Raw genomic sequence first — 12,326 nt, 5'->3', positions numbered from 1 at the left:
GGTGCAGGCAGGTCAGAAGCGGTAGCCGAACGCCGCTTCGAAGCGATCGGCGATCTGCTGCGCCGTGAAGCTGTGGTTCTGCGCACCCTGGTGGGCGATCTTGATCGAACCGAGCAGGCTGGCCAGGCGGCCGGAGGTCGGCCAGTCGAGGTCGTTGGCGATGCCGAACAGCAGGCCGGCGCGATAGGCGTCGCCGCAACCGGTCGGGTCGACCACCTTTTCCGCGGCCACCACCGGAATCTTGTAGTGCTCGCCGCCGGCGTAGATGTCCGAACCTTCCTCGCCGCGCGTGACGATCAGCGCATCCAGGCGAGCCGCGATGTCGTGCAGCGACAGGCCGGTGCGGTCCATCACCATCTCGAATTCGTAATCGTTGCAGGCCAGGTAAGTGGCCTGGTCGATGAACTGGATCAGCTCTTCGCCGTTGAACATCGGCAGCTGCTGGCCCGGGTCGAACATGAACGGCACCTTGTTGGCGACGCAGTCGCGCGCGTGCTTGAGCATGCCGTCGCGGCCGTCCGGCGAGATGATCGCCACGCGCAGCGGCAGGTGGTCGGCCAGGTTGTTCTCGTGCGAGAACTGCATCGCGCCCGGGTGGAAGGCGTTGATCTGGTTGTTGTCCTGGTCGGCGGTGACGAAGCACTGGGCGGTGTAGGCGTCGTCGATGGTGCGGATCGCCTTGGTCGCCAGGCCCTGCAGCCACATGCGGTCGAGGTAGGCCGCGCCGTCCTGGCCAAGGGTGCCCATGATCAGCGGATCGCCGCCCAGCATGCTCAGGTTATAGGCGATGTTGACCGCGCAGCCGCCGTATTCGGTGCGCAGGGTCGGCACCAGGAAGGACACGTTCACGCGGTGCAGCTGGTCGGCCAGCAGGATGTCGCCGAAGCGGCCATGGTATTGCATGATCTTGTCGAAGGCGATCGAGCCGCAGATCAGCGAGGTCTTGTTCATGAGTGGGTCTCAGGGATAGAAAACGAAAGTATGGTAGCCCGACGGCTTGATGTCGGCGAGAGCGAAGTTGAGCCGGACCGGCTGTTCCGAGTGCGCACCGAAGCCGCTGGCGGCGGCCGTGCCGGCGGCTCCCGCGGCTCCCGCAGCACCGGCGGCGCCCTCCGGCAGGTAGTCGGCCGGACCGAACACGCGGCGCAGCAGCGGCTTGTTGTTGGCGTCGGTCAGCTCGAGTTCGATGCTCGGCCAGGCCTGCATCAGGCTACCCTGATTGCGTAAGGTCGTATTGAGCGAATAGGTGTCGGCGCCGATCGGCGCCAGTTCGCCCTCGTCGATGACCAGGTTCTCGGCCTTGGCAGGCAGGTCGACGCGGCAATCGGCGGCGGCGCACAGGCCGTTCAGGAGCCCACGCGCGGCCGGATAGCGCAGCGCCAGCTCGCTGCGGTAGGCGATCAGCAGCTGGGCCGCCAGCAACAGCAGCAGCGCGGCGGCGCCGACCGCCATCAGGATGCGCACGGCCTTGCCGGAGCGCTCCTGGCGCCGGCTGCGCTTGACGAATTCCGGCTCGTCGCTCTCGCTGCTGGCCGGCACGCGCAGGCGCGGCGCTTCGATGCGGGTCGGGGTGAGCTTGGAGCGGCGCGTGCGCGCGTCGACGGCCTTGGCGCGCGCCGATCGCGGCGCCTGGCCTTCCTGGCGCGCGTCCGAGGCTGCCGGGGGCATGTCGTGGTCGGCCGAGGCGCGCAGCGGCAGGGCTGCGGACGGCGTGCTGGCGACGGCGGCCCGGTTGTCGGGTGCAGTTTCCGCTTCGGCTTCGGCTTCGGCGGCCTGGGCGGGAAGGGCGCTCGCGCGTGCGTCGGCCGGTTCCGTGTGCGTTTCCGTGTCCGCAGGCGGCGTTTGCTGCGGCTCGGGATGCGCTCCGAAGTCCGGCTCCAGATCGGGCTCATGGCCGGGCAGCGGCTGCGCGACCAGGGCTTCGTCGACCGGCAGGTCGAAGCTCGGCTCGATGCGTCCCGCGGGCGCGTATGCGGGCGCAGGCGAGTCTGTGGCAGGCAGGGCAGGTTCGGGCGCCGTGAGGGATTCGATTGCGGCGGCCGGCGCCGGCTCGGGCGTCGACGCAGCCAGGGATCCGGGCGCCGGCCCGGCTTGCAACCCAGGCACAGGCTCGGGTTCGGGCGCGGGCGCGCCGGCATCCTGGTCGGCCGCCACGTCCAGGCGTGGCTCGATCCGGTCCGGCGTGCCGGCGCCAAGCGGCGCAGGCGGCGCCAAGCCGGCGGCATCGGCATCGGCATCGGCATCGGCATCGGCGCCGAGCGCCGGATCGGCCTTGGGCAGGATGCCGAAGGGATCGAAGGTGTGGTCGAAATCGAGCGTGTAGACCGGCTGGGCGCCGGCATCGGCGGCCGGCTCCGGCGCGGACGACGCAGATGGCGCGGTGGTGGCGTCAGGCGCGTCGAGGGCAGGAGTATCCGCGGCAGGGGAATCCGGGGCCGGATAGGCCGTGGCCGGGGCAACGGGCGCTTGCGCTGCGGCAGGCAGCGCCGGCTCTGGCTCTGGCTCGGCAGAAGAGGCAGCAGATGAAATGACAGGTGGAGCAGCAGCCGGCGCAGCAAGCCCGGCTCCGGCTTGCGCCGCCTCGCTCGCCTTTTTGGCGGCCAGCGCCTCCAGGTCGATCAGATGGGCGCTGCCGTCGAAGATGCGCTGGCAGGCGCCGCAGCGGACGATGCCGCCGCGGAGCTTGAGCTGGTCCGAGGCGACCCGGAACGTGGTGTGACAATGCGGGCACTGGGTCGCGAGCGCCATGCGGTCACTCGCCCGAGTTCAGACTCGAGTCGGCGCGCGGCGGCGGTGCGGTGTCCTGGCCGAGCTGCCCGTGGAGGGCGACCCAGCCATCCTGCTCGGCCCAGACGCCCAGCTTGATGAAAGGTGCGTAGGCGGCGGCCACTTCCTCGGCCTGGCGCGCCAGCACGCCCGACAGCGTCAGGAAACCGCCCGGTGCGACGCGGCCCGAGAGCATCGGCGCCATCAGCTTGAGGGGGCTCGACAGGATGTTCGCGACCACGATGTCGAAACGCTGTTCGCCGTGCTTCGAGGCGCCGAAGTCGTCCGGCACGTAGAAGTCGATCTCGCAGCGGTTGCGTTCGGCGTTCAGGTTGGCCGATTCGATCGCCTGCGGGTCGATGTCGACCCCGGTGACTTCGCCGGCGCCGAGCTTCTTGGCGACCATCGCCAGGATGCCCGAGCCGCAACCGTAGTCCAGCACCGATTTGCCGGGCGCCGGATGCGCTTCCAGCCACTCCATGCACAGGCGCGTGGTCGGATGGCTGCCGGTGCCGAAGGCCAGGCCCGGATCGACCTCGAGGATCAGGCCGTTCGGGTCCGGCGCTTCGTGCCAGCTCGGCACGACCCAGATGTTCTTGCCGATGTGGATCGGCTCGAACTGCGACTGCGTCAGGCGCACCCAGTCGGCGTCGGCCACCGGACGCGTCGTGAACTCGACCGCCTGCTGCAGGCCGATCGAGGTGAACGCATCGAACACCAGCGGGGCCGGATCGGCGTCGACGTCGAGCAGCGCGACCACGCGGCTGCGGTCCCAGGCGGCCTCGGTCGGGACCATGCCGGGCTCGCCGAACAGCGGCTTCTCGTCGGCGGTGCCTTCGTCGGCGTCCTCCACCGACACCGACAGCGCGCCCATGTCCATCAAGGCGTCCGACAAGGCCTCGGCGTGTGCGCGTGCGACTTCGATGACGACTTCGTTCCAGCTCATGCTTCTGCCTTGCTCTCGGATTTGGAACCGATGCCGCCGTCCTTCGGCAGGTCCGGCTTGTGGGCCAGCTTCTGCTCCAGGTAGTGGATGTTGGTGCCGCCTTCGATGAAGCGGGCGTCGACCATCAGCTCGCGGTGCAGCGGGATATTCGTCAGGATACCCTCGACCACCATTTCCGACAACGCGATCTGCATGCGGCGGATCGCCTGGTCGCGCGTGGCGCCGTAGGCGATGACCTTGCCGACCATCGAATCGTAGTGCGGCGGCACGTAATAGCCGGCGTAGGCGTGCGAATCGACGCGGATGCCGGGACCACCCGGCGGGTGCCAGCCGGTGATGCGGCCCGGCGACGGGGTGAACTTGAACGGGTCTTCCGCATTGATGCGGCACTCGATCGCGTGGCCCGACAGCATGATGTCGCGCTGCTTGAAGCGCAGGCGCTCGCCGCAGGCGATGCGGATCTGTTCCTGGACGATGTCGATCCCGGTGATCATCTCGGTGACCGGGTGCTCGACCTGGACGCGGGTGTTCATCTCGATGAAGTAGAACTCGCCGTTCTCGTACAGGAACTCGAAGGTGCCGGCGCCGCGGTAGCCGATCTTGCGGCAGGCTTCGGCGCAGCGCTCGCCGATCTTCTCGATCGTCTTGCGCGGGATGCCCGGCGCCGGCGCTTCCTCGATCACCTTCTGGTGGCGGCGCTGCATCGAGCAGTCGCGCTCGCCCAGCCAGACGGCCTGCTTGTGCTCGTCGGCCAGCACCTGGATCTCCACGTGACGCGGATTTTCCAGGTACTTCTCCATGTAGACTTCCGGGTTGCCGAAGGCGGTGCCGGCTTCGGTCTTGGTCATCTGCACGGCCGACAGCAGCGCGGCTTCGGTGTGCACGACGCGCATGCCGCGTCCGCCGCCGCCGCCGGCCGCCTTGATGATGACCGGGTAGCCGATCTTGCGCGCGGTCTGGATGATTTCCTTCGGATCGTCGGGCAGGGCGCCGTCCGAACCCGGCACGCAAGGCACGCCGGCGCGGATCATGGCCTGCTTGGCCGAGACCTTGTCGCCCATCATGCGGATCGATTCGGGGCGCGGGCCGATGAACACGAAGCCCGACTTTTCGACGCGCTCGGCGAAGTCGGCGTTTTCGGACAGGAAGCCGTAGCCGGGGTGGATCGCTTCGGCGTCGGTCACTTCGGCCGCGCTGATGATTGCCGGCATGCTCAGGTAGCTCTGCGCGGATTGCGCCGGACCGATGCAGACGGATTCATCGGCCAATTTCACGTACTTGGCGTCCTTGTCGGCTTCCGAGTGCACGACGACCGTCTTGATGCCCATTTCGCGGCACGCGCGCTGGATACGCAGCGCGATTTCGCCGCGATTGGCGATGAGGATTTTTTCAAACATGGTATGGGGTGTTTCTGGATCAGCCGATGACGAACAGCGGTTGGCCGAATTCGACGGGCTGGCCGTTCTCCACCAGGACCTTGGTGATGGTGCCGGACATGTCGGCATCGATTTCGTTGAGGAGCTTCATCGCTTCGATGATGCACAGGGTGTCGCCTTCCTTCACGGTCGAACCGACGTCGACGAATGCCGCTGCGCCCGGGGCCGAAGAACGGTAGAAGGTGCCGACCATCGGCGACTTGACCACGTGGCCGGTCGGCTCTGCCGGTGCTGCCGGTGCTGCGGCCGGGGCCGGGGCGGCCGGTGCGCCTTGCATGGCCGGCGCGGAGAATTGCTGCACGCCCTGCGGCGGCACCATGACCACCTGATTCTGCGGGATTGCCGAGGATTTGACGATGCGAACCTTGCTCTCGCCTTCGGTCACTTCCAGCTCAGCGATGTCCGATTCGGCGACGAGGTCGATCAATGTCTTGAGTTTTCGTAGATCCATGTGAAACCCCTTGGAATTATTTGTTGTTGAGTATGCGGCGCCTCAGGTGGGGCGCAATTCCGCACAGATTGCGTGAAGTTGACGTAGATTAACGCTCTTTGAGCGCGAAGTCGATGGCAAAGCGATATCCATCAGCGCCCAGTCCGCAGATCGTACCCAGCGCGATCGCCGACAGAAACGAGTGATGCCTGAACTCCTCACGCTTATAAATATTAGACAGGTGCACTTCCACGAACGGAATCTCGACCCCCGCCAGCGCATCGCGCAGGGCGACGCTGGTGTGGGTCAGGCCGCCCGGGTTGATCACGATCGCATCGACACCTTCCTGGCGGGCGGCGTGGATGCGGTCGATCAGTGCGCCTTCATGATTGCTCTGGAAGCAGGCGAGCGTAGCGCCTGCTGCCTGAGCCTGGGCAACAGCTGCATGTTCAATATCGGCAAGCGTCGTCGCGCCATATACCGCGGGCTCGCGCGTCCCCAGCAGATTCAGGTTGGGGCCATTGAGCAGCAGTAGCTTTTTCGCCATGGTGAACCGTCGGTTTGCTCGAAAAGACAGGCATTTTGCCGCCAACGTTACGTATTGGCAAGCGATAAAAACCTTAACAAGGGAATGGAACGACCGTTCGCCAAACCCGGCTTTACGTCAGAGTTTGGCGATATCGGCGCGCAATTGGTCGAACTTCAGGCGCCCGATATAGGTCTTGCGCACTTGCCCATCCGCGCCGATCAGCACGGTAAATGGCAACCCGCCGTTCGCATTGCCGAGCGCGCGCGACAAATCGGTACCGCCCATGCCGCCCACGTACAGCGGATAGGATACCTTGGTTTTCTTGACGAACTCGACGAGATTCGACGGGGAATCGATGCCGATGCCGATGACGTTTACGTGCTTGCCGCCGTCTTGCACCGCCAGCGCCGACAATTCCGGCATCTCCTGCACGCACGGCCCGCACCACGACGCCCAGAAATTGACCAGCAGCGGTTTGCCTTTCCATTGCGCCAGCGATTGCGGCTTGCCGTTCAGGTCGTTCAGCGACTGGCCGTACAGCTGCGTCACCGCGGTCGGCGCGGCGGCGGCGGCGCGCGCATCCTGTTTATAACCGGCGATCGCGCCGAATACGGTAAAGGCGACGGCCAATACGGCATAGCCGGCCAGGGTCTTCTTATTCATCGTCTTCCATATTGTGTTCATTATTAATAAGGGTGCGCAATCCGTTTGCGTCAATACGCTGCAGCCTGCCATCCGAGCGCGGTTTCAATGCGCCGCGCAAATCGTTCATATCATACAGTTCGGCGTGTACCGTTTCGCGTTTCCACAGAAAACTCACGGTTTCGACCGGATCGTGGCGGCCGCCCTTGAAATGCGGCGTTTCCGAGATATCGATGTCGACGTTGCGGCCGAGCAGATAGATTTCGACTTCCTTGGCGCTATCGGCGAACAATTGCAGGTGAATGTCGTCATGCTCGCCGGCAGTGCCGTTCAATACCGCGCCGGTCAGGTAGGGACGGAAATCGGCCAATTGCTCCATGACCTCGAGCGCGCGCATGCGCAAGTGCCGCAGGCGTTCGGATCGGGCCGGCCCGCCAAACAGCGACTGGTAACGGCGCACTTCGTCTTCGACCTGGATATTGTCGGGCAGGTAATTGGGCGATGGCCGATCGACGCCGAGCACCTGGCGCGCGGCCTTGGCCTTGGCGGTGGCATAGTCGGCGCCATCCTGGGCGATCATGCGGGCAGCCGTCGCAGCGATGCGCGCCCGCACCTGTTGAAGATCATCATTTGGTGTTGGCATCATGTTTGTGATCATACTCTTGAACGAAAAATGACATCGCCACGGGCAAATCGGGTATGGCTTCCTGGACCATCTGCTGCAGGCGGCCACGCCGATGTCGGTAAGCGCGTCCGCATCAGGCGTGGTCCTGACCGGCAGCCTGGACGACGGCGCCGGGGGGCTCCGGCAGCGGCGAGCGCCGCGTGGCGTCGATGGCACTGGAAAAGCCCGCGGGGTGAGGCGTTTGGTAGAATCGCGTATTCGATCGTTTGATTCCTCCGCATTTCTCCTGACAACCATGCACATCCATATTCTCGGCATCTGCGGCACCTTCATGGGCGGCCTCGCGGTCCTGGCCAAGGAGGCCGGCCACCGCGTCACCGGCTGCGACGCCAACGTCTATCCTCCGATGAGCACCCAGCTCGAAGCCCAGGGCATCGAGCTGATCCAGGGCTACAGTCCGGAGCAGGTCGCGTTGAATCCCGACCTGTATGTGATCGGCAACGTGATGACGCGTGGGAATCCGCTGATCGAGGAGATCCTGAACCGTGGCCTGAAATACGTGTCGGGGCCGCAGTGGATCGGCGACCACATCCTGCGCGACAAATGGGTGCTGGCCGTGGCCGGTACGCACGGCAAGACCACGACCACGTCGATGCTGGCCTGGATCCTGGAAGACGCCGGTTATTCGCCCGGTTTCCTGATCGGCGGCGTGCCGCTGAACTTCGGCGTGTCGGCGCGCCTGCATGGCGAGTCGGAATCCGACTTCTTCGTCATCGAAGCCGACGAATACGACACCGCCTTCTTCGACAAGCGCTCCAAGTTCGTCCACTACCACACCAAGACCGCGGTGCTGAACAACCTCGAATACGACCACGCCGACATCTTCCCCGACATCGGCGCCATCGAGACCCAGTTCCACCACCTGGTGCGCACCGTGCCGGGTGTGGGCCGCCTGGTCGTCAACGGCGACGAAGCCTCGCTCGCGCGCGTGCTCAAGCGCGGCTGCTGGAGCGAGAAGGAAAGCTTCGGCGCGTCCGACGGCGTCGACTGGACCCTGGTCGAGCATCCGGGCGGCGCCAGCTTCGACGTCATCTTCAAGGGTGAACAGCAGGGCACCGTGCACTGGGACCTGAGCGGTCACCACAACCGCTCGAACGCGCTGGCCGCGATCGCCGCCGCGCGCCACGTCGGCGTGCCGCCGAGCCAGGCGATCGAATCGCTGGCGCGCTTCCAGAACGTCAAGCGGCGCATGGAAGTGCGCGGCACCGTGAATGGCGTCACGGTGTACGACGATTTCGCCCACCACCCGACCGCGATCGCGACCACGGTCGGCGGCCTGCGCCAGAAAATCGGGTCATCGGGCCGCATCCTGGCCGTGCTCGAGCCGCGCTCGAACACGATGAAGCTGGGCGCGATGAAGGATGCGCTGCCGGGCAGCCTGAAGGACGCCGACCTGGTGTTCGGCTTCGGCAGCCAGCAGGCGCTGGGCTGGTCGCTGGCCGACGCCCTGAAACCGCTCGGGACCATCGCGCACAGCTTCGACCAGATCGACTACATGGTCAAGGCGATCGTGCAGGCGGCCCAGCCGGGCGACCACATCCTCGTGATGAGCAACGGCGGCTTCGGCGGCGTGCACCAGAAACTGCTGGATGAAATGCGAGCGCTGGCGGTATGAGCGCGCTGCCGGTCAGCCGCATCCTGTACTTGCACGGCTTCCGTTCCTCGCCGCGTTCTTATAAGGCGCGCGTGGTGCAGGGCCGGCTGGAGGCGCTCGGGCGCGCGCACGAGCTGATCTGTCCGCAACTGCCGGCTTCGCCGAAAGCGGCGATGGAGCTGGTCTTGACGCTGGCCGAGCGCTACGCCGACCGGATCGCCATCGTCGGCTCGTCGCTGGGCGGCTTCTACGCGACCTGGCTGGCCGAGCGCTTCGGCTGCCGCGCGGTGGTGATCAATCCGGCGGTCGATCCCTTGAAAGACCTCGAGAAGCACGTCGGCGTGACCACCAGCTGGCATTCCGACGAGCCGTTCGAGTTCAAGCGCGAGTACATCGACGAGCTGGCCGCGCTGAAGGTCGAGCGCATCACGCAACCCGGGCGCTACCTGCTGCTGGCCGCGACCGGCGACGAAGTGCTGGACTACCGCGACATGGTGGCCCACTATGCCGGCGCGCACCAGCACGTCATCGAGGGCAGCGACCACGCGATCGCCGAGTTCGCGCAGTACGTCGACGGCGTGCTGGATTTCTGCAGCAAGGGCGAGTCCGGATCGGACCAGGCAAGGTGAGGGCGGCATCGCTGCGCCAGGCCCGTTGGCTGGCGCATCCCGACGGCGTGCGCGCACCCGCCGCGATGCGTGGCTGGCTGGCCACGCCCGGTTCGCTGACCGCGCGCCTGGTCGCGCACAGCCGGCAGTTCCGCGTGCAGAAGCTGCGCCAGGACGTCGCACCGTGCCTGGCCGACGAAGCGCGCGCCATCGGCTTGCCGCGCGCGCGCCGCGTGCACGAGCGCGAGGTGCTGCTGCGCGCCGACGGCAAGCCGGTGGTCTACGGCCACACGGTGGTGCCCTTGAACGCGAGCGCCAGCGATTGGCCGCTGTTTTCGGCGCTGGGCGAGCGCTCGCTCGGCTCCACCTTGTTCTACGATCCGCTGGTCCAGCGTGGCCAGCTCGAATTTGCCCGCATCCGTCCGGGGCACCCCTTGCTGGCGCGCGTGCAGGCCGCGCTCGGCGAGGCCGGCAGCCCGTTCGATGCGGGCGCCATCCATTATGCGCGGCGCTGCGTCTATCGCCGCCGTCAAGGGCTGCTGCTGGTCACCGAGGTATTCTTGCCCGAGGTGCTGGACTTGACCGACAAGCGGGCGGCCAACATTAACGATTGCGACACGAAATGAATCTATTCTTCGAAGAATCCGGCGACTTCAAGGTCGGCACCGTGCTGTCCCAGGCGGGCGAGGCCTACCAGGTCGAAATGCCGAGCGGGAAGCGCACCAAGGTCAAGACGCGCGACGTGCTGCTGCAGTTCGACAAACCCGATCCCGCCACGCTGCTCGAGCAAGCCAAGGCCGTGGCAAGCGACGTCGACCTCGAATTTTTGTGGGAAGTCGCGGGCCAGGACGAATTCGGTTTCGCCGAACTCGGCGCCGAATACTTCGGCCACGCGCCGCTGCCGTTCGAGGCGGCCGGCCTGGTGCTGGCGCTGCACAACGCGCCGATCTATTTCTATAAAAAGGGACGCGGACGCTACAAGGCCGCGCCCGAGCAGTCGCTGCGCGCGGCGCTGGCCGGCATCGAAAAGAAGAAACAGCTGGCCATCGTGCAGGCCGGCTACGTCGAGGAGCTGAAGGCCGGCAAGCTGCCGGAACCGATGCGCCCGCTGGTGCAGCAGCTGCTGTTCAAGCCGGACAAGAACAGCATCGAATACAAGGCGCTGGAAACCGCCGCCGACGAGCTGCAGACCACGCAGGCGCGCCTGATGCTGACCACCAAGGGCATCGGCTCGGCCAAGGACCTGCACATGGGCCGCTTCCTGTTCGAGCAGTTCCCGCGCGGCGCCGGCTTCCCGCCGGTCGACGTGCCGCCCGCGCCGACCGACCTGCCGCTGGCGAAGGTCGCCGCGTTCTCGATCGACGACGTGACCACCACCGAGATCGACGATGCCTTCTCGGTGCAGATGCTGGACGACGGCCTGATCCGGGTCGGCATCCACATCGCCGCGCCCGGCCTGGGCATCCGCCCGGACGACGCGATCGACCGCATCGCACGCGCGCGCATGTCGACCGTGTACATGCCCGGCGATAAGATCACCATGCTGCCGGACGAAGTCGTCAGCGAATACACGCTGGCCGAGGGCAAGGATTGCGCGGCGCTGTCGCTGTACGCCACGCTCAATCCCGAGAACTGGTCGGTGCTCTCGACCGAAACCCGCGCCGAGCGCGTGCCGATCAAGAACAACCTGCGCCACAACGACCTCGACGAACTGGTCAACGAACAGACGCTGGAGAGCGGCGAGGGCGACTACCCGCACAAGACAGAGCTGGGCCTGCTGTGGAAGTGGGCGCTGCAGCTCGAGGCCGGCCGCATGAAAAAGCGCGAAGCCTTCGGCCTCAAGCCCGAGCAGGCCAATCGCGTCGACTTCAATTTCTACGTCGAAGACGACGTCGTCACCATCGTGCGCCGCAAGCGCGGCGCGCCGCTCGACAAGATCGTCGCCGAGCTGATGATCTTTGCGAACAGCACCTGGGGCAAGCTGCTGCACGACTCGGGCGTGCCGGGCATCTACCGCTCGCAGGGGCCGGGCGCCGGCGGCTGGAACGCCAAGATCCAGGTGCGCATGGTGACCCACGCGGCGCCGCACCAGGGCCTGGGCGTCGACCAGTACGCGTGGAGCACCTCGCCGCTGCGCCGCTATACCGACCTGGTCAACCAGTGGCAGATCCTGGCCTGCGCCGAGCACGGCGTGACCGCGCCGCTGGTGGCGCCGTTCAAGCCGCGCGACGCGACGCTGTTCTCGATCGTTTCCGCTTTTGATGCCGCCTACGCCGCCTACAACGAGTTCCAGCAGAACATGGAACGCTACTGGTGCCTGCGCTGGCTGGGCCAGGAAAACGCCAAGCAGGTCGACGCCGTGGTGCTCAAGGACGAGGTGCTGCGCCTGGTCGAGATCCCGCTGGTGATCCGCCTGCCGGGCATTCCACAGGTGCCGCGCGGCGCCCAGGTGCGCATGGACATCGTGCGCTGGGACGAGGTCGACCTGTCGCTGGAGGCGCGCCTGCTCGAGGTGGCCGAGGCGGCGCCGGACGCCGCGCTCGAACTCGAGGACGAAGAGAACACCGAAGCCGACACCGCGAGCGAAGCCGCGGCCGAGGAAGCGGTCGAGGCCGAGGGCAGCGTCACGGTCACCGATCCGGAGACCCAGACCGACGTGCCGGCGGCGCCTGCCGCCTGATTCCTGTTGT

The 12,326-nt window shown here is 66.4% G+C and carries 12 protein-coding genes; 4 read left to right on the top strand and 8 right to left on the bottom strand.

The genetic code is table 11. The annotated features are described in order from the left end of the window. Positions 1-12 precede the first annotated feature (12 nt). The 8 genes from FA90_RS15420 to FA90_RS15385 form a co-directional block, all read right to left on the bottom strand. A complete protein-coding gene (locus FA90_RS15420; protein ID WP_036170125.1) occupies positions 13-951 on the bottom strand; it encodes a carbohydrate kinase family protein in 939 nt (312 codons plus the stop codon). A gap of 9 nt (positions 952-960) precedes the next feature. Beyond that, positions 961-2,748 carry a DUF3426 domain-containing protein gene (locus tag FA90_RS27540; protein ID WP_051971830.1) on the bottom strand — a complete coding sequence of 596 codons (1,788 nt, stop codon included), beginning with the start codon at positions 2,746-2,748 and terminating at the stop codon, positions 961-963. A gap of 4 nt (positions 2,749-2,752) precedes the next feature. Next, entirely contained in the window at positions 2,753-3,712 is a 960-nt protein-coding gene (gene prmA, locus FA90_RS15410) for a 50S ribosomal protein L11 methyltransferase (protein ID WP_036170124.1), read from the bottom strand. Beyond that, positions 3,709-5,109 carry an acetyl-CoA carboxylase biotin carboxylase subunit gene (gene accC / locus FA90_RS15405; protein WP_036170122.1) on the bottom strand — a complete coding sequence of 467 codons (1,401 nt, stop codon included), beginning with the start codon at positions 5,107-5,109 and terminating at the stop codon, positions 3,709-3,711. The genes prmA and accC overlap by 4 nt, the downstream gene beginning before the upstream one ends. 19 nt (positions 5,110-5,128) lie before the next feature. Beyond that, positions 5,129-5,599: an acetyl-CoA carboxylase biotin carboxyl carrier protein gene (gene accB, locus FA90_RS15400; RefSeq protein WP_036170118.1), complete on the bottom strand. Its 471-nt coding sequence runs from the start codon at positions 5,597-5,599 to the stop codon at positions 5,129-5,131. A gap of 88 nt (positions 5,600-5,687) precedes the next feature. Continuing rightward, positions 5,688-6,125, bottom strand: coding sequence for a type II 3-dehydroquinate dehydratase (gene aroQ / locus FA90_RS15395; protein ID WP_036170116.1), 438 nt, complete (start codon positions 6,123-6,125; stop codon positions 5,688-5,690). 117 nt (positions 6,126-6,242) lie between these two features. After that, positions 6,243-6,770 (bottom strand): TlpA disulfide reductase family protein, encoded by a 528-nt coding sequence (locus FA90_RS15390; RefSeq protein ID WP_036170115.1) that lies wholly within the window; start codon positions 6,768-6,770, stop codon positions 6,243-6,245. Beyond that, a complete protein-coding gene (locus FA90_RS15385; protein WP_036175904.1) occupies positions 6,763-7,395 on the bottom strand; it encodes a hypothetical protein in 633 nt (210 codons plus the stop codon). The genes FA90_RS15390 and FA90_RS15385 overlap by 8 nt, the downstream gene beginning before the upstream one ends. A 274-nt stretch (positions 7,396-7,669) precedes the next feature. On the opposite strand from FA90_RS15385, the gene mpl reads away from it, so the two are divergent. Genes mpl through FA90_RS15365 form a run of 4 tightly spaced genes read left to right on the top strand, consistent with a single transcriptional unit; the run spans position 7,670 to position 12,316 of the window. Then, positions 7,670-9,049, top strand: coding sequence for a UDP-N-acetylmuramate:L-alanyl-gamma-D-glutamyl-meso-diaminopimelate ligase (mpl, locus tag FA90_RS15380; RefSeq protein ID WP_081933872.1), 1,380 nt, complete (start codon positions 7,670-7,672; stop codon positions 9,047-9,049). Next, positions 9,046-9,657, top strand: a complete 612-nt coding sequence (locus FA90_RS15375; RefSeq protein ID WP_036170113.1) for a YqiA/YcfP family alpha/beta fold hydrolase — start codon at positions 9,046-9,048, stop codon at positions 9,655-9,657. The genes mpl and FA90_RS15375 overlap by 4 nt, the downstream gene beginning before the upstream one ends. Then, positions 9,654-10,262 carry a chorismate lyase gene (locus tag FA90_RS15370; RefSeq protein WP_036170110.1) on the top strand — a complete coding sequence of 203 codons (609 nt, stop codon included), beginning with the start codon at positions 9,654-9,656 and terminating at the stop codon, positions 10,260-10,262. The genes FA90_RS15375 and FA90_RS15370 overlap by 4 nt, the downstream gene beginning before the upstream one ends. Further along, on the top strand, positions 10,259-12,316 hold the full coding sequence (locus FA90_RS15365; protein WP_036170107.1) for a ribonuclease catalytic domain-containing protein: 2,058 nt from the start codon (positions 10,259-10,261) through the stop codon (positions 12,314-12,316). The genes FA90_RS15370 and FA90_RS15365 overlap by 4 nt, the downstream gene beginning before the upstream one ends. The last annotated feature ends 10 nt before the right edge of the window (positions 12,317-12,326 follow it).

It is taken from the genome of Massilia sp. 9096, assembly GCF_000745265.1.
Classification (GTDB): Bacteria; Pseudomonadota; Gammaproteobacteria; order Burkholderiales; family Burkholderiaceae_D; genus Telluria.
This window is presented reverse-complemented; position numbering and strand designations above follow the sequence as displayed.

Bases quoted from the DNA above. Each gene is read 5' to 3' on its own strand.
- FA90_RS15420 (WP_036170125.1), bottom strand. From the start codon at position 951: ATGAACAAGACCTCGCTGATCTGCGGCTCGATCGCCTTCGACAAGATC.
- FA90_RS27540 (WP_051971830.1), bottom strand. From the start codon at position 2,748: ATGGCGCTCGCGACCCAGTGCCCGCATTGTCACACCACGTTCCGGGTC.
- prmA (WP_036170124.1), bottom strand. From the start codon at position 3,712: ATGAGCTGGAACGAAGTCGTCATCGAAGTCGCACGCGCACACGCCGAG.
- accC (WP_036170122.1), bottom strand. From the start codon at position 5,109: ATGTTTGAAAAAATCCTCATCGCCAATCGCGGCGAAATCGCGCTGCGT.
- accB (WP_036170118.1), bottom strand. From the start codon at position 5,599: ATGGATCTACGAAAACTCAAGACATTGATCGACCTCGTCGCCGAATCG.
- aroQ (WP_036170116.1), bottom strand. From the start codon at position 6,125: ATGGCGAAAAAGCTACTGCTGCTCAATGGCCCCAACCTGAATCTGCTG.
- FA90_RS15390 (WP_036170115.1), bottom strand. From the start codon at position 6,770: ATGAATAAGAAGACCCTGGCCGGCTATGCCGTATTGGCCGTCGCCTTT.
- FA90_RS15385 (WP_036175904.1), bottom strand. From the start codon at position 7,395: ATGATGCCAACACCAAATGATGATCTTCAACAGGTGCGGGCGCGCATC.
- mpl (WP_081933872.1), top strand. From the start codon at position 7,670: ATGCACATCCATATTCTCGGCATCTGCGGCACCTTCATGGGCGGCCTC.
- FA90_RS15375 (WP_036170113.1), top strand. From the start codon at position 9,046: ATGAGCGCGCTGCCGGTCAGCCGCATCCTGTACTTGCACGGCTTCCGT.
- FA90_RS15365 (WP_036170107.1), top strand. From the start codon at position 10,259: ATGAATCTATTCTTCGAAGAATCCGGCGACTTCAAGGTCGGCACCGTG.